Source organism: Colwellia sp. C2M11, from assembly GCF_018860915.1.
In the GTDB taxonomy this organism is placed as follows: Bacteria; Pseudomonadota; Gammaproteobacteria; order Enterobacterales; family Alteromonadaceae; genus Colwellia.
This window is the reverse complement of the sequence record NZ_JAHKQD010000018.1, coordinates 43,552-61,383: the sequence shown is the minus strand read 5'-3', so window position 1 is coordinate 61,383 and position 17,832 is coordinate 43,552. Positions and strand designations below refer to the sequence as shown.

Below are 17,832 nucleotides of genomic sequence, written 5' to 3'. Positions count from 1 at the left end.
AATTTTTATGAGCGCTAGCTTAACAAAATAAGCGTTCTTTTTCAAAGACGCATATAATGTTAAACTTTATGGAGAAGTTATATATAATGTATGATTATCTACAGCGTGACTAAGATAAAAATAATATCAATACAAATTAAATCAGAGGAATTAAATTGCCTACTACAGTTCAGGGCCACTTAAATAAGAAAGTATTTGTTGGGGCTTCGTCAGTGATCATTGCCCTTTTACTTTATACCGCTTTGCTTCCTAAACAAGCACAAAACTTATTTACACTTATACAAGCGAGCATTATCGATAACGGAAGTTGGTTTTATGTACTTACCGTTGCTTTTATTTTCTTTTTTGTTGTCTTTTTAGGCTTCTCTCGTTATGGAGATATTCGTTTAGGGCCTGATCATGCTACCCCCGATTACTCTATAACCACCTGGCTTTCTATGCTTTTTGCTGCAGGTATGGGCATTGGTTTAATGTTTTTTGGTGTCGCTGAACCATTAATGCATTATTTATCGCCGCCAACAGCTGAAACAGGTTCAATTGAAGCCGTTCGTGAAGCAATGAAAATGACATTCTTCCATTGGGGACTTCACGCTTGGGCAATTTATGCTGTTGTAGCATTAGTATTAGCCTATTTTAGTTATCGTCATAATTTACCGCTAACTTTACGCTCTGCTTTATACCCTTTAATTGGCGATAGAATTTATCAATGGCCAGGGCATTTAGTGGATATTTTTGCCGTTGTTGGTACCGTGTTCGGCGTTGCTACTTCGCTCGGCTTAGGCGCTTCTCAAGTTAACTCTGGTTTTAGTTATTTATTTAATATTGATATATCGCTCACAAACCAAATAATTATTATGTTCGCTATAACTGGATTAGCTGTTATCTCTGTAGCAACGGGGCTAGATAAAGGTATAAAGATCCTATCCGAAACCAACATGATTCTGGCCGTAATATTATTATTATTAGTTTTTATTCTAGGCCCAACCGTGTTTTTATTGCAGGCATATTTGCAAAACATGGGCGACTATTTGGCTGATATAGTACACAACACTTTTAATTTATTTGCTTATAAAAAGACGAACTGGATTGGCGGTTGGACTATTTTTTATTGGGGATGGTGGCTTGCTTGGGCGCCATTTGTTGGCTTATTTATTGCCCGAATTTCTCGTGGACGTACCATTAGAGAATTTATTATCGGCGTAATGCTGATACCAACAGTATTTACCTTATTTTGGATGACTATTTTTGGTAACAGTGCGATTGATTTAGTTCATGATCAAGGAGTTGTCGCCTTAGGCGAAATGGTAAGTAAAGATTCTTCTGTAGCTTTGTTTGTATTTCTTGAAAATTTCCCTCTAAGCCAAGTACTTTCTTTTTTTAGTGTTTTAATGATCATAATATTTTTTGTTACCTCATGCGACTCTGGTGCCATGGTGGTTGATATGCTTTGTTCTTATGGCAAAAACAATACACCTCTTTGGCAGCGTATTTATTGGGCTGTAGGGATTGGTGTAGTTGCCAGTATACTTTTACTCGTTGGAGGACTAAATGCACTACAAACAATGACCATTGCCAGCGCATTACCTTTTTCTGTGGTGTTATTATTAGCCATTTTCGGTTTAATCAAATCATTAAGGATTGAAGCCTTTAAGCAAGATAGTCAACTAATTTCAGCCATCCCTCATACAAATAATGAAAATAACGATAGCTGGCAATTACGTTTAAAAAACATTGTCGATTTTCCAAATAAAACCAATGTAAATAAATTTATTAGTCAAACGGTTAAACCTGCATTTGATTTAGTCGCTAAAGAGCTACAAACAAATCAAATACAAGTAGATATATCTAATGATGATGGCCTGACATTAATTGTTAATCATGGTGAAGAGCAGGAGTTTATTTACCGTGTACTTGCACGCAAATATGCGCAACCTGACTTTATCAACGAAGCCGATGATGATGAACAAAGTTATTACCGTGCAGAAGTTCACTTAAGTGAAGGTGGGCAAGATTATGATATTATGGGTTGGTCTAAAACCTCAGTGATCAATAACATTATTGATCAATATCATAAACATTTGCACTTTTTACATTTATTACGTTAGTCCTATGAAACGTCAGTTTTGTTAGCAATACTGGCGTTCATTGCATTTAGCTCTAATACGGGCGCAGCATCAATTTCATTAGCATCCATCATTTCAGCAAGGCGCTCAAGTGAAGATAATAATTGTGACTGTTCCCAACCAGCTAAACTCGAAAATTTTTCAATAAAATGCTCTTGAAGTGCTTGTGGTGCATTAAGTAAAAGTGCTTTGCCTTGATCCGTTAAATACAAACCAACTTTACGTTTATCTTGTGTATCTCTAACTCTTGAAACAAGATTTTTATTTTCTAAACGGTCAAGAATATTAGTTACCGTTGCCGCACTTAAGTTAACACTTTTGGCAACTTGACTAGAGTTTACCCCTGACATTTTATCAATTTCTAACATAATTAATAATTGTGGGCTGGTTAAACCTGAGGTTTTACTCAAGTGCTTGGAATGTAAATCTATCGCTCTAATCACTTTTCTTAAAGCAATTAATAATTCTTGGTGCTTTTCCATGACAAACTACTTTTACTTAAATTTCTGTTAGTTTAATCAAAATTAAAAGTAGTGCCTAGACATATTATGAAATAGACACCTTTATCAAGTAAAAACATAGTTTTTCTATTCATTACACAAAATATAGCTAACTATGATGGCTAAGTTAACTCTAATAATTAGTGATTATTTGCCATCTGGTTATGCTCTAACATTGATGGTTTATATAATTTGAGCAATACTCGGCGATCATAAAAACTCATTTTTTGTTCGTTATTTGCGACAACAGGTGACTTTTCTCCAAAAGCAAAAGTGGCAATTTGTTGCTCATCAACACCTTGTGCCATTAACAGTGTTTTTACTGAATTAACCCTAGCTTTCGACAATGCTTGATTATGTGCTTCTTCCCCCGTTAAATCGGTATAGCCTGACAAATCAATTTTCATGCTTGGAGAGTTATTTAATATGCTTGCTAGTGCAGCTACTTGCTCTTGGTAGTGGGCAGCAATATCACTTGAACCTGTCGAAAATTGTAGGCTCATTAATAGTTTATCGGCTTGTAACTGACCTTCTTGTTTTTGTTGATTTTCAAGTGCAGCTAACTGGTATTGATAAGATTCTTCTACGTGCTGCAATTTTTCTTGATATTGTTGTTCGGCCTGTTTACTCGATAATTGATAAGTTTGCTTTTCTTGTAATAGGGTTGCAGTTAGTGCTTCATTTTCATCGTTTGCATTCATTAGTTTCGCAATTAAAGTGCCACCTAAACCTGCAATAAAAGCACCTACAGGTCCAGCAGCAATACCACCAATTAAAGCTCCAGTACCAAAGCCGATGTTTTCATTATTCGTTTTTGATTGTTGCTTTTCAGTTAATGTTAATTGTTTATCAATATCATTTTCAAATGCTGAAACAGAGGTGCTGGTAATCACAGTAACAAGCATTGTTGAAAGTAATATTTTTGTATAATTACGTGAGGAATTATATTTTAAGTGTGTTGTTTGTTGCTCTTTTAGTTGCTCTTTTAACATAGTAGATTGCATCTTGGTCATCATATTTTCCTTTTTTATATCAGTTTTAATTAAGTAAAGTTTGCTTGTTGTTGGTTGACGTAAGCTATTAAAACGTAATAAAAAGGCAGTGATATGCTGTAATAAAGGCAAATTGCTGAGCAATTGTGGCAACAATATGGCAATTTCAAAAATAAGGCGCGAAAAGAGTAAAAGTTAGATATAGTCCGAGACAGCGCTATTGTTTGTAATGTATTGACCATTCAAGGCATTGTTTTCTGTAACATAGAGATAATTGTTGTTAACTACTTATCTCTATCAAAAATTATTAAAGTATTTATAAATGACCAAACGAATTGCTATTGTTGAAGATGAAGCCGCCATACGTGAAAATTATGCTGATGTATTGCGTAGCCAAGGTTATCAAGTGCAAACTTATGCCTGTCGAGAAACAGCGACACAAGCTTTCAATTTACGTTTACCTAATTTAGTTATTTTAGATATTGGTTTGAATCAAGAATATGAAGGGGGATTTGTTTTATGTCAGCAATTGCGGGCCAAATCAGCGAGTTTACCTATCATTTTTTTAACCGCTCGCGATAACGACTTTGATACGGTGTCCGGGCTTCGTATTGGTGCCGATGATTATTTAACAAAAGATATTAGTTTACCGCACTTAACTGCGCGGATATCTGCCCTATTTCGTCGCCAAGAAGCTTTTAAACAGCCTATTAATAATGATCATATAACCCAAACAGGATCGTTAACAATTGATAGTCAACGCATGACCATTACATGGCAAAGTAAAGCCATTGACTTAACGATTACTGAGTTTTGGTTAGTACATGCACTAGCCAAGCACCCAGGACATGTTAAAAACCGTACGCAATTAATGACTGATTCAAAAATTTACGTTGATGACAGCACCATAACATCTCATATTAAACGTATTCGTAAAAAGTTTATTAAAACCGATGAACATTTTGACTGTATTGAAACAGTTTATGGTATGGGCTATCGCTGGTTAAGTGAAATGACTAACACAGACCCATATGCCCAATAACAAGTTTTTTCAATTACGCGTTGGTTTAAGAGCCAAAGTATTATTACTTTCTAGCTTTCTATTTGTCATTCCTTGGTTTGGCTATCAATATGTATGGGAAATGGAAAAGTATTTACGTTTTGGACAAGAGCAAACACTGGTAGGTACTGCTAGAGCACTAGCGACAGCATTACATGAACGTGAAAATTTATTTAACAACCAAGCCAGTTTTTTACCTAGCGTAGAGCAAGGTAAAGATTTATATGGCTATCAGTTCACTGAAGCGATCCAACTCGATGGCTTATCTAATGATTGGACAAATTTTTCACAACGAGCTCATTTTTATAATCAACAACAGCAACTATTTGCAAAAGATGCATTAAGTTTAAACTTTAAGGCAAGTGTTGGTAAATATGACAAATATTTATATTTATTTTTTCAGGTCGTTGATAATAAAGTTATATTTCGTGGTAAAAATAACCGCAGCATCACCAACAATGATCATTTAGCTCTATCATTTAGCGACACTAACAATGAATTAAATCGTTTTATTATCAGTAATAAACAAGCCGGTTGGATATCAGCCTTTAACATTACAGATGATCCTGATGATATCCCAAAGCCAGCGCCTCAGATCCAAGGGCATTGGTTAATAACTCCCCAAGGTTATAATATTGAATTACGTGTTCCCTTAAAAACGCTAGGCGATAAAATTGCCTTTGCTTTTTTTGATGTAGATAGCCCTGGTGGCGAAGTTACTTCAGCTATAGGCTCTGCTGATCCAAGCAAGCTCAACAGTTTAGGCACCATATTAGTTCCTTCGCCTGAAATTGAGCGTATTGTAAAAGGTATGCGCTATACTAATTCGAGTATTTGGGTTGTTGACCAACATCATAGAGTACTCGCCAGTGCAGGCTCGTTAAAATCAGCTAGTGGCGTTTGGCAAACAAAAACCGACCCCTTAAATGATCAAGAAGAAAAAAGTCTTTGGTATCGATTTAAACAGCATTTATTACTTCCTCTGTATTATAAAATACTGACTAAACCGCCAACAGATTTCATTGACAAAATTTACGATGCTGGGCACTTAAGTGGCGAACATATTGTCCATGCCTTATCAGGCAAAGCTAAGTCTCAATGGCGATTAACAACAGACAAACAAGCATTAGTGCTATCTGCTGCTTACCCTATTTTCATTAATAATCAAGTGCAAGGTGCTGTAATTGTAGAAGAAACAACAAATGGTATACGCACATTAAGAAATAGAGCTTTAGAAAAGTTATTTACCGTAATTTTAGCCATAATGACTTTAGGGGCATTAACCTTTATTATTTTTGCCACACGCATTTCATCACGTATTCGACACTTATCTAACCAGGCAGAACATGCTATTGATCCCCAGGGACGTATTATTGGCAAAATATCGCCATCTAACAGTCATGATGAAATAGGTGATTTGTCGCGTAGTTTTACTACTGCCGTTAATCGACTTAGCGAATATAATCACTACTTAGAAAGCATGTCATCACGTTTATCTCACGAATTAAGAACACCGATTGCGGTAGTAAAAACATCTTTAGAAAACCTGGCGATACAAGAAAAACAAAAATTATTAGCTGATAACTCAGCAGATAAATCAATCGAAAGTAATCCTTATATTGAACGAGCACAAACAGGCATTAATACATTAAATTTAATTTTAACAAATATGAGCGAAGCGACCCGGCTTGAGCAGATGTTATCGAGTACAGAAAAAATTGATTTTGATTTAAAAACCGTTATTTCTGGCTGTATTGCTGGATATCAACAAGTATATAAAGAGCATACTTTTATATTGAATACTGATCTTGCTAAGTTAACATTTAAAGGCTCACCTGAGCATATTGTACAATTACTAGATAAAGTCGTTAATAACGCCGTTGAATTTAGTGAAGATAATGTTATCACCTTTGACTTAAAACGACATGATGAACAAGTGACTTTATTAGTTCATAACAATGGTATTCTATTACCTAAGCAACTAAATGAAAGCTTGTTTGATTCAATGGTTTCCTTACGTGAACATTATTCAGCTAATAAAAAAATCACCGAACAGCCTCACCTTGGCTTGGGTTTATATATAGCTCGATTGATCTGTCAATTTCACCAAGGTAAAATTAGCGCATATAACCATCGCTCACCTGATGGTGTAACGATAGATATTTGCTTACCATTAAAGTTTAACCGCTAAGTATAATGGCTAAAACTAGGTGAATTAAGTGAAGCACTAAAGTTAAAGAAAAGTTAGGCACTTATACAAAATAATTTGTTAAACTGAAAATATCACCCTATTAAAAATAAAACGCATGAGCTTAACAAATAAGTTTTTTTCGTTGCTTGGCTTTCCTGAGCCTATTGCTCTGCAGCGCTTCAATAGTAAAAATTCACTGCCTGAAAACGTTGCCCTATTAAGTATAAGTCAGCATATTAACCCAAATATTGAACAGGCCTTATTCCAGCTACCAACGCATATAATTAAAAGTATAGCTGATTTAACCATAAGGCCTATTAAAGCGGTTATTATTGATGCAACCGATTATCTTGATGAAAGTAGCTACCAACAATTATATACAACGATTAAAAGCACACTTAAACAGCTAGATAACAATGCAAAAATATTAATTATTGCTCACCCACAATCAACCAATAGAAGTGAAGATGAAAATACCTTTAGCCAGTCATTAATCGGCTTTAGTAAAAGTTTAGCGAAAGAAGTTGGCAGAAAAGGCAGCACCACTAATGTTATTTTTATTAATGATGAAGCCTATGCGACTCACTCAGCATTATCAAATCCTATAAACTTTTTTTTATCGAGCAAATCTTCCTTTATTAGTGGTCAAACCTTAACAATAAACGCTGAAAATAATTTAATAACCCCTCCTTCGGTGACATCAAAGATTAAAAAAACTGCGGTAGTCACAGGTGTTGGGCAAGGTATTGGCGCAGCGATAGCGACAAAGCTATCTGATGATGGATATTTTGTAATCGGCATTGATATAGAGCCAATGAAGATACAGCTAAACAAGGTAATGAATACCTTACAAGGTGAAAGTGTCATTTTAGATGTCTCCGCAAAGGAGGCAGGAAATAAACTGGTCACCTTAGCTCAAAAGCACGGCGGTTTTGATTTAATCGTACATAATGCCGGCATAACCCGAGATAAAACATTAGCTAAAATGCCAGAAAATTTTTGGCAACAAACCCTAAATATTAACTTACTTGCCGTCATGCGTATTAATAAAACGCTATTATATGAGCAAGCTATTAATCCAGGAGGGCGTATCATTTGCTTATCTTCTATGAATGGTATTGCCGGTCAAGGTGGTCAAACTAATTACGCTTGCTCTAAGGCGGGCATAATTGGCTATGTTCAGAGTATGAATACCAAGTTAGCCCGTGAGAAAATTACGATCAATGCCATAGCTCCAGGTTTTATCGAAACACAAATGACGAAAAAAATGCCTTTTTTTACTCGAGAAATGGGAAGAAGAATGAATGCCTTAGGGCAAGGTGGTTTACCTATTGATGTTGCAGAAGCCGTTAGTTTTTTAGGTGATGAACATAGTTTTGCTATATCAGGACAAACTCTTCGAGTTTGTGGGTTAAATATAATAGGGGCTTAACATACGACTAGTGACAATTTTATGAGCGACTACCGCTAGATTAAAAATTATAGCCTGACATTTATAAATGACCGAAGAGTAGTGTTATTTGCTTTTAATCATGCTTGTAATACCGTTAATATTGTAAAGTTATGTAAAGTTATGTAAATTTCACTAAATCAGTTATTATATGATGAACTTATTACGAGCAATACACTCTATCTGCAAGTACAATAATAACCAGGTTAACTTAACTGCTTAAAATTTGAGTAATCTAGCTAAGGGTGCATATTGCCCTAAATTTAATGTTCTGATAGTGGTAATTTACAAAAGGTAAACAAATGACAAACAATAATTCTCTATATTTTCAATTTAAACAAAATATACCGCTATGGTGTGTTCTACTATTTTCATTCACCTTAATGAGTTGTGGTGGTAGTTCAAGCTCTAAAACAGGCTATGTGCAGTTATATAACTTATCGCCAAATGCCCCTGGAATTTATTTAACAATAGATCAGTATGATGATGACGATTATGTTGAACAAACATATTCTGCAATTACATTTTCTAATACTAGTAGTCGTTTCTCTTATGAACCTGACACTTATGATATTGAATTAGCTTGGCAAAATGAGTTTGGAAATCAAAGCGATTTAGAAATTGTTTATCAAGACCAACTAAAAATCAGCAACGAGAGTGTTGAATTTATTGTTATCTCAGAAGATATTAAAGCGCCACAAGTTTTAGTTTATGAAATTCCTGTTAGAGATGATGATGAACTAAATGATGATAGTGATGATGATCTTTTCAATATTAAAGTTCTTAACATGCATAACTGGTCTGCTGGTTTAGACTTTTATTATTCTGAAGCTGATGAAACATTTAATGAAGCTCAATTACTAAATAAAACAAGCTATACTGAATTATCTGAGAATCAAAAATTAGATCAAGATAGCTATATTTTCTACATCACCTCAGCAGGTGAAAGTGACGTTTTATTCACTTCAGAAGATATCTCATTTCCTTATGCATCTGAGTATATTATTGTAATTAGAGAAAACACAGGTGTAGGTTCATCGCCATTCCTTATTGATATCGTATCTACTTCAACGACACAAGAATTTACAGATTCTGGTGCTGAAGCAAGCTACCGTGTATACAATGGTATTGTAGAAAATGATTTACTACCTGGTTATGAAAAAAATATCGACTTTCATATTAATGCAATTGATGATTCACCGGAAGTTGCTTCACTTGGTTATGGCGAATTTAGTCCATCAACAATTATTGAATCAGGTGATTACAGCATGAATGTCGTTTCAACTGAGAATCAAACTAAAATCATCAGTAACCACTTATTACCATTGAATGAAAATACTGATAAAACAATCTTCCTTTATTTATTAGAAGAAGCTGTAGATGAAGATGGTGATGGCGATATCGATGAAAATGGTGATGGTTATATTGATGAATTAGACATTACACTAAATTCACTTGTTGTTACTAATAGTACTTCTGAGAATATTTATAGTCATGAAATGACTGTAATTAACTTAATTGACCAAGATGAAATCATTGATGATTTCTCTAGTGTTAAAGTATATTTTGTTTTAAATGATGAAATCATTGAAACAGCATCACAAAGTTTAACGACTATTTTTGCAGTACCTACTACAGCTCAACTACTTAACAATACATATTCTATTTATGCTATTGGTAGCCTTGATAGTAGTAACATAGTGCTAGCATCAACTCAGTTAACACTTGATGAAGATAGTACAAACCAATTTATTATTTTAGAGAAAGATGCTGATAGTGCAACTGGATATAAAATGACATTTACTAATCAAAGTAATAATTAATATTATTAGATAAGTAACTGAATATAGAAATGAAAAAGCCTACTTAAAATAATTAAGTAGGCTTTTTTTATGCTAAAAAATCAATAATGGTAAACTAATAACAAGGTCTATCGGCTCGTGCTTACACGCTAGACTGGGTTATCGATATCCACAAAAACAACATCGATATTTTGCTCTTTTGCTAAGTATTCACCTAAAGCTTTAACGCCATAACGCTCAGTTGCATGATGACCTGCAGCAAAAAAATGTATATCCATTTCATGAGCAATATGTGTAGTCTTTTCTGAAGCTTCACCAGAAATAAAGGCGTCAATGCCCTGCTCTGCTGCTAACTCAATATAATCTTGTCCACCGCCAGTACACCAAGCAACCGTTTTAATTGGCTTATTTGATGGAGGCGCAATATGTAAGCAAGTTCGATTAAGTTTTTCACTAATTTTTTGAGCGAATACATCACTTGAATATTCTTCAGTTAACTCGCCTTGTATAGCAACACTTAACTTATTACCTAACTCAAGTGGTCCAGTGATATCAATGTTTAACAGTTTTGCTAATTGTGCGTTATTACCTAACGTAGGATGAATATCTAACGGTAAATGGTAGGCGAATAAACTAATGTCGTTATCAAGTAACGCTTTAATACGCTTATGCTTCATACCTCGAATAACATAAGACTCATTCTTCCAAAAATATCCATGATGAACGAGTATTGCATCAGCTTTCTCATCGATAGCTTTATTAATTAATGCTTGCGACGCTGTTACACCCGTAACTATTTTAGTTATTTCTTCTTTGCCTTGTATTTGCAGCCCATTAGGCGCGTAATCCTTTATTATTGCGGGCGTTAATAACTTATCTAAATATTGCTCTAACTCATTTCTAGTCATTATTTTTAATCTTTTATAAAACGTACTAAGAATAAAAATATGATACTAGATCATCAGGCATTTATCATGCGTTAACATTAGATCTAACCACTGTACATGATAATTAATTAGGTAAAAATGATATGTAAATTTGGGATAAGCGACTCTTTAGCTCCGTAATGAATAGCTGTAGTGAATAGTTATATAACTTTGTAGATGATTATTTTTTTGCCGAAACAGAACTGTAAATAAGCACTACAAATAAAGTATTAACAGACAAAAAAAAACAATAAGCAAGCCAGAATAGGTATTTAGCCAAATCATTGACTTTCTAAAGTCAGGTTTCATACGTCATCCATCAACCAAAAGTAATCAATAAAAGGCAAAGAGATAACACCATACCTCACCAAAGTAGCCATGAGCTTTAACGACTAAAGCTCATAATAATAATAACGGTGAAGTAAACAAGGTAACTGAGCATATTTATAACCAAACTAAAACAGGAACACATGTGAAACTAAAAGCAATCGAAATAAAATAACCGCCAAAAATGGCGACTATTGTACGTAGCAAAACATCATGTTTATGTTCATAATTCAACTAATTAAGTATTAAAAACTATACGTAACTGTCAGCTTAGCATTTCGGCTTTCACCTGGTAAGCCACCTAAGAACATAGCCTTACTATAATAAGTTTCGTTGGCTAAATTTCGTAGATTTAGTTGAACATCAAAGTCTTCACCAGCATAGCTAATCGCACTATCCCAAACAGTATAAGCTTCGATAATTGCATAGTTAATACCAAATGAAGATGAAGAAATAGAGCGTTCATCTTCATAGGTCATACCTATACTAAATTTTATCGGGCTAGCTAAACCATCAAACTGGTGGCTATAGTTGGTCCAAATACTTGCAAATTTTTCAGCAATACCTTTTGTTTGTTCATCGGCCAAACTTAGTGCATTTCCACCTGGCTCAGTAACAGGCTCTTGGTAAGTCGCATTAAAATTCATTGACCATTGTTCGTTAACAGCAAAGTTAATATCAACTTCAATACCCTGCGTGCTATCTTGCTCGTCATAATAATATTCTGGTACATCAATATTAAAAGCAGCATCAGCTGGATCATCTTCATACAATGGATTGTCGTAACGTAAGTTAGTCCGAGCAGTATCAAACAAGACGATCGATCCTAATAAATCTTCATCTAAAGCGGTAAAACGTACACCTAAATCCCAAGATATCGACTCCGAATCTGGACGGTTATCATCTTCAGTCAAACTGCCCAAAACACTGTAAGCAGTTCTCCCTTTTGAATGGTTAATAAATGCGGAGAAATACTTAGAGAATTGATAGTTCACTCCTAAATTATAAGTAAAACCATCATCATCAGCATCAAGCTCAGGACTACCGTCACTAAATTGATTTTGATATGTTTGCTTAACAGAACTATAAGCACCGCCTATTCGCGCCGTTAGTGCTTCATTAAAATAAAGAACTTCCTGTAAACTCAAACCCCAGGCTGTTGCAGATTTATCATATTTACTACGTAACGACGGGCTATAATCTTCGAAAGTTCCCGTTGGCCAATTAGGATCACGAATATCTAAAATATAAGGAACAGCATCACTTCTGGTGTCATCAGCATCCCAAATTGAATATTGTTGATATTCCATGTCACGTTTTTCGTAATTAGCACTTAATAAGTGTTCACCTCTTAAGTTACCAAGACTCCAAGTATTAGATAAATCGGCAAAATACTGTATTGTTTTTTCATCAGCATTTATTTTTCGATATTCTTGGCGGCGTGCGGCATAAGGATAAAGTACGTCATCAAGCACTAAAGGTGCTCTAGGATCAAGATTGATAGTGCCATTACGATCATGATAAATATAATTGTAGGCTGATGTTTGACGAATATAATCTGTAGAGTAAGTTCGATATTGCAATTGATGAGTAAGGGTCCAATCATCGGTAATATTAAGATCTTGACGAAGTTTGATTCTAAACTCTTTACCTTCATTCGGCGTAGAGATAGGTGAAATCAAACCAGTTTCACCTAAATCAAAAGGTTGCCAACCATCAGTAGAAGCTAAAGTACCTGCAAGCTCTTGGCGTTGTGAATCAGTTAGCTGTAGGCCGCCACTGTCAATGTCGCCATTTACCAAGTCAGCAGCAGTAATATTTCCAGGTAATGAATCCACTAAAGTTAAATCAATTAGTCGAACCGGATCACCGATAGAATCTATTTGTACCGCATCATCAATATAAGCAGCAGATAAAAGTATTGTATTGTCGTTTGAAAATGCATGGCTTAATGATGTGTATAGCTCTGAACGTTCAGAGCTTAAACCACGATACCCATCTGAAGTTTCATAATTAGCTACTACGCGATAAGCAGTATCTTCTGTTATACCCGCTGTAGCATCGAACATAACACCGTAATTATCCCATTGACCAACAACGGCTCTTATTTGATAAGCTTCTTCTTGTTGTGGTTTTTTTTCAATTAAGTTAATTACACCACCCGCTGATCCCATGCCATAAAGCCCGGTAGCAGGACCTTTTAATACTTCAATACTTTCAATGTTTGTCATTGAGCGTGTAGGGTTGTAACTATTGTCTAAATCTGCGCCACCATACATACCATCGTACGCGTAGTTTACACCTAAGCCCCTGATAGCTAAATTATCTCCAACGCCATAATTATTACCATCTTGAGATAAACCACTTACATTTCGTAAACTTTCTTGTAATGTAGCCCCTGCTTGTTCACTAATTAACAGTTTGTCGACTACAACTACAGCTGCAGGTGTTTGCATCAAACTCATATTAGATTTAGTTGCAGTGCCTGACTCTAAGATCAATTGATTGTGTCTGCCGTAAATGGTTATTTTTTCAACTTTCTTTTCTTCAGAATTAACTGTATTAGTTTCACCGGCGAAAGTTGGAAGAGAAACAGTTACTAGGATACTGGCGACTGCAGCAGCAATAGGCCATGTTTTTTTCAATTTAAAGTTCATTATGTATAGTCTTTGGGGTTAAGTACCAATTTTTCACGAATGATAATGATTTGCATTAATCATTGCAACAAATTTAGTGATAGATTAGAAAGTTTCTCTCTAAATTTTACCTAAAGACAACGTTTGGAATGTACTTGAAGAATTAATAAACAAATACGTCGATTATAATGACATGGAATTCAGTCAATTCTCGTGTCTTTTCATTATAAGTAACGTCTAGTAATAGAATATGAATTATTTTGAGCATTCAATATTAAGCTTATTTAGCTGATTAACCACCAAGCTTCAATATTATCAAAATAGTTCATTTATCAATAATAGGCAGTTTTTATTTATGGGGAATATTGTTCTTATTTTCGGAGTTAACATTCATGCTAGGAATTTTAACAGGATTAAATTTAGCTCTTATTTGCCATTTCGGTTTTATTGGTGTCAAAGGTAACACCCTTTTTTTCGCTATAATGACATATACTGAACCGACACTTGTTAAATAATTTTTTGCAAAACTATGCCAGTAATTAGCCAAACCATGCTCATTCATTTTTCCTGCTAAACTACTATACAGACAACGTTCATCACTAAGAATTTCAAAACCCATTAATTGTAACCAGTCTTTTACCCGCATAGGCGAAAAGAAATGTTCATTCCAAGGCATTGTTTTTCTTCTATAAGGAATAATACGATTAAGTCCAGCTAAAGAAAATGGGTTAAAACCAGTAATAACAAGATAACCATTAGGAATTAATGCTCTATTTGCTTCGCGAATAACATGATGAGGATCAAGAGAAAATTCTAATACATGGCTAAGTAAGCAAACATCGACACTATGCTCAAGTAAAGGTAAATCATCAAGCTCACAAACAATATCTGTATTGTAATTTTGTTGCGAACCAGAACAAGGATTCGGGCTACAGCTAACTTGGTTTTTTATTGGGCTGTGCTCGCAAGATATTTCATGACTTAAAGCACCTATTTTCAATAAATGATAACCAAAAAACTTTTGCCACCATGGTTCTAAAACGTTTTCAATAGCTGATAAAATTATATCGCCATTGGGTAAGTCTTGCCAAGATTTAGGATAATGGGGTTGTCGAAATGCTAGAGCAGGTTTCATAAATACAAGTTATTTCAATTGGTATTACTGATAATCTCAGTATAATTAACTCTGATTCTTAAGCAAGTTGGAAATTATAAATGAGCACAATCAAATCGAATAATACAGATATCATCAAGGCTTTGCCTGCATTCGCTGATAATTATATCTGGGGCATTACTAATAGCACTAAAGCTGCATTCGTTGACCCTGGTGATGCTGATGTTTGCATTACTTTTTTAGAAGAAAACCAACTCATACTTAATGCTATTTTAATCACTCATCATCATGCAGACCATACAGGCGGTATAAAGAAATTAGTCGCTTATTGCCAACAGCAACAATGGCCTCTCACCATTTATGGGCCAGCAAAAGAGACCATACCACACTGCGATGTTAAATTAACTGAAAATGACATTGTCACGTTACCTGAACTTGAAGTAAGTTTTACCGTTATAGATTTACCTGGACATACTGCTGGTCATATTGCTTACTTTACTCAAGAACAAACTACACCAATTCTGTTTTGTGGTGATACTTTATTTTCTGGTGGTTGTGGTCGACTTTTTGAAGGCACTCCCAGACAAATGCTAACGTCACTAACCAAATTAGCAAACTTACCTGAAAATACAAAAGTCTACTGTGCCCATGAGTATACACAAGCTAATCTAAAGTTTGCATTAGCAGTAGAGCCAAACAACGAAAATTTAATAAACTATAGTCAGCAAGTTAATAAGTTACGTAATAATAAACAAAGCACTATTCCAACCACTATTAAAGTTGAAAAACAAATTAATCCCTTTTTACGAAGTCATAAGGCGACAATTCAATCCAGTGCTATGACTTTTGATAATAACACTCAAGCGAATAGTTTAGGTGCTTTCACTACAATTAGACGCTGGAAAGACCAATTTTAACGTGTTAGTCTAAAAGCTTGTGCGCTGTAAAGTGCTACTTAATGTTCTTTCCCTTACAAATTATCACTGGTTATTCATGAAATATTTTTTATTCCCTGCATTCATTTTTCTTAGTGGCTGCCAAAGCACATTATTGTCGCACGATAATAACAACACAGAAAACAACACTAACCAAGCAGAATATATAGCTTCTGCCACTGAAATAAACCAAGCGCTACTCTTTGATGAAAATATTGATGTTATGCATCCTGTTGACGATGTAGATTTTTCATTGTCAAACAAAACGACATTACAACAAAATAATGTTTGGCATCGAATTAGGCAGCAATTTACTTTTGATGTACCTGAAAACGAGCGTGTTATAGCGCAACGTGATTGGTACGTAAAACACCCAAGCTATTTAACACGAATAGGTAAACGAGCTGAGCCATTCTTGTACTATATCGTAGAGGAATTAGAGAAAAACAATGTTCCTATCGAACTTGCTTTATTACCGATTGTTGAAAGTGCATTTGACCCTTTTGCTTATTCTCATGGTAGAGCTTCCGGGATGTGGCAATTTATTCCAGGTACCGGAACACGTTTTGGTATGAAGCAAAACTGGTGGTATGACGGCCGCCGTGATGTTATTGCATCTACTGAAGGTGCTATAGCGTATATGAAATATTTGCATAAATTCTTCGATGGAGATTGGCTACTTGCCCTAGCAGCTTACAACTCAGGTGAAGGCCGAGTACAACGTGCGGTAAGAAAAAATAAAAGAATGGGTAAAAATACAGACTTTTGGTCATTAGATTTACCTAAAGAGACTAAAGCCTACGTCCCTAAATTATTAGCGCTCGCTGATATCATTAAGCGTCCTGAACAGTTTAACCTTAGCCTTTATAAAATATCGAATGAAGAAGTAATTAGCCAAGTTGATATAGGATCACAGCTCGATTTAGCTAAAGCCGCTAGTTTAGCTGGCTTATCATTAACTGAATTACAACGTTTAAATCCCGGTTTTAACCGCTGGTCAACAGATCCTGAAGGCCCTCACCGCTTAGTTTTACCTAAACATAAAGTTGATAGTTTTGAAGTTAACTTAGCAAAACTGGAAAAAAGTGAACGATTAGATTGGCAACGTTATAAGATAAAGTCAGGTGATAATTTAGGTCGAATTGCTAAAAAGTTTCATACTAACATAGACTTAATCCGAAAAGTAAATAACATTGAAGGTAATCAAATAAGAGCTGGAAAGCATTTATTGATTCCTGTTGCAGCCAAATCACTTGATAGTTATATTTTATCTCAAGATCAACGTATTGCTTCAAAACAAGCTAAACCACAGCAAGGATTGAAAAAAACTCATACTGTTGTCGCTGGAGATAACCTTTGGGATATTGGACGCCTTTATAAAGTTAACAGCAATAATATAGCTAAATGGAACGGCATTGCGCCACGTGACACATTAAAACTAGGCCAAAAACTTGTTATTTGGCAAAAGACACAAGCATCCACTAAACGTGATGAAGTAACAAGAATTAATGCAAGTGTAGAACAAGCTGTTATGCGCAATATCACTTATAAAGTTCGCAGCGGAGACTCTTTTGCACGAATCGCAAGTAAGTTTAATGTGCGTATCAGTGATATTGAACGTTGGAATAGTTTAAGCAGAAGTAAATATTTACAACCTGGACAAAAACTAAAACTGTCTATTGATGTGACAAATAATATTTAAATATACGCTTAAAGCTTTAAGGGTATTTATTCATCTATTTTAATAAGATGTCATATTAAACGTGAATAAATACC

General features: G+C 34.9%; 12 protein-coding genes. 7 read left to right on the top strand and 5 right to left on the bottom strand.

Features of this window, described 5'->3' with window-relative positions:
* Positions 1-155 precede the first annotated feature (155 nt).
* Complete coding sequence (gene betT, locus KO509_RS06270; protein WP_215972434.1) at positions 156-2,105, top strand: choline BCCT transporter BetT; 1,950 nt, start codon at positions 156-158, stop codon at positions 2,103-2,105.
* 2 nt (positions 2,106-2,107) lie between these two features.
* Here betT and KO509_RS06265 read toward each other — a convergent pair whose 3' ends face one another.
* Positions 2,108-2,605: a MarR family transcriptional regulator gene (locus tag KO509_RS06265; protein ID WP_215972433.1), complete on the bottom strand. Its 498-nt coding sequence runs from the start codon at positions 2,603-2,605 to the stop codon at positions 2,108-2,110.
* A gap of 158 nt (positions 2,606-2,763) precedes the next feature.
* Positions 2,764-3,636 (bottom strand): sortase-associated OmpA-like protein PdsO, encoded by an 873-nt coding sequence (gene pdsO, locus KO509_RS06260; protein ID WP_215972432.1) that lies wholly within the window; start codon positions 3,634-3,636, stop codon positions 2,764-2,766.
* Between the two features lie 301 nt (positions 3,637-3,937).
* On the opposite strand from pdsO, the gene pdsR reads away from it, so the two are divergent.
* The 4 genes from pdsR (at position 3,938) to KO509_RS06240 (ending at position 10,139) form a co-directional block, all read left to right on the top strand.
* Complete coding sequence (pdsR, locus tag KO509_RS06255; RefSeq protein ID WP_215972431.1) at positions 3,938-4,657, top strand: proteobacterial dedicated sortase system response regulator; 720 nt, start codon at positions 3,938-3,940, stop codon at positions 4,655-4,657.
* The gene (gene pdsS / locus KO509_RS06250) at positions 4,647-6,866 is read left to right on the top strand and encodes a proteobacterial dedicated sortase system histidine kinase (protein WP_215972430.1); all 2,220 of its coding nucleotides are present in this window, start codon (positions 4,647-4,649) and stop codon (positions 6,864-6,866) included. The genes pdsR and pdsS overlap by 11 nt, the downstream gene beginning before the upstream one ends.
* Before the next feature lie 115 nt (positions 6,867-6,981).
* Positions 6,982-8,298 carry a 3-oxoacyl-ACP reductase gene (locus KO509_RS06245; protein WP_215972429.1) on the top strand — a complete coding sequence of 439 codons (1,317 nt, stop codon included), beginning with the start codon at positions 6,982-6,984 and terminating at the stop codon, positions 8,296-8,298.
* A gap of 320 nt (positions 8,299-8,618) precedes the next feature.
* On the top strand, positions 8,619-10,139 hold the full coding sequence (locus tag KO509_RS06240; RefSeq protein ID WP_215972428.1) for a hypothetical protein: 1,521 nt from the start codon (positions 8,619-8,621) through the stop codon (positions 10,137-10,139).
* 128 nt (positions 10,140-10,267) lie between these two features.
* On the opposite strand, the gene KO509_RS06235 is transcribed toward KO509_RS06240, so the two are convergent.
* The 3 genes from KO509_RS06235 to KO509_RS06225 all read right to left on the bottom strand — a co-directional run bounded on the left by KO509_RS06235 (position 10,268) and on the right by KO509_RS06225 (position 15,142).
* Positions 10,268-11,026 carry a Nif3-like dinuclear metal center hexameric protein gene (locus KO509_RS06235; RefSeq protein ID WP_215972427.1) on the bottom strand — a complete coding sequence of 253 codons (759 nt, stop codon included), beginning with the start codon at positions 11,024-11,026 and terminating at the stop codon, positions 10,268-10,270.
* A 590-nt stretch (positions 11,027-11,616) separates the two neighbouring features.
* Positions 11,617-14,028, bottom strand: coding sequence for a TonB-dependent receptor (locus tag KO509_RS06230; RefSeq protein WP_215972426.1), 2,412 nt, complete (start codon positions 14,026-14,028; stop codon positions 11,617-11,619).
* A gap of 328 nt (positions 14,029-14,356) precedes the next feature.
* Entirely contained in the window at positions 14,357-15,142 is a 786-nt protein-coding gene (locus tag KO509_RS06225; protein ID WP_215972425.1) for a class I SAM-dependent methyltransferase, read from the bottom strand.
* Between the two features lie 80 nt (positions 15,143-15,222).
* Between KO509_RS06225 and gloB the strand changes: the two genes are divergently transcribed.
* Together gloB and KO509_RS06215 are read left to right on the top strand one after the other, a co-directional pair.
* Positions 15,223-16,038, top strand: a complete 816-nt coding sequence (gene gloB, locus KO509_RS06220; protein ID WP_215972424.1) for a hydroxyacylglutathione hydrolase — start codon at positions 15,223-15,225, stop codon at positions 16,036-16,038.
* Between the two features lie 76 nt (positions 16,039-16,114).
* The gene (locus KO509_RS06215; protein WP_215972423.1) at positions 16,115-17,758 is read left to right on the top strand and encodes a LysM peptidoglycan-binding domain-containing protein; all 1,644 of its coding nucleotides are present in this window, start codon (positions 16,115-16,117) and stop codon (positions 17,756-17,758) included.
* Positions 17,759-17,832: the final 74 nt, after the last annotated feature.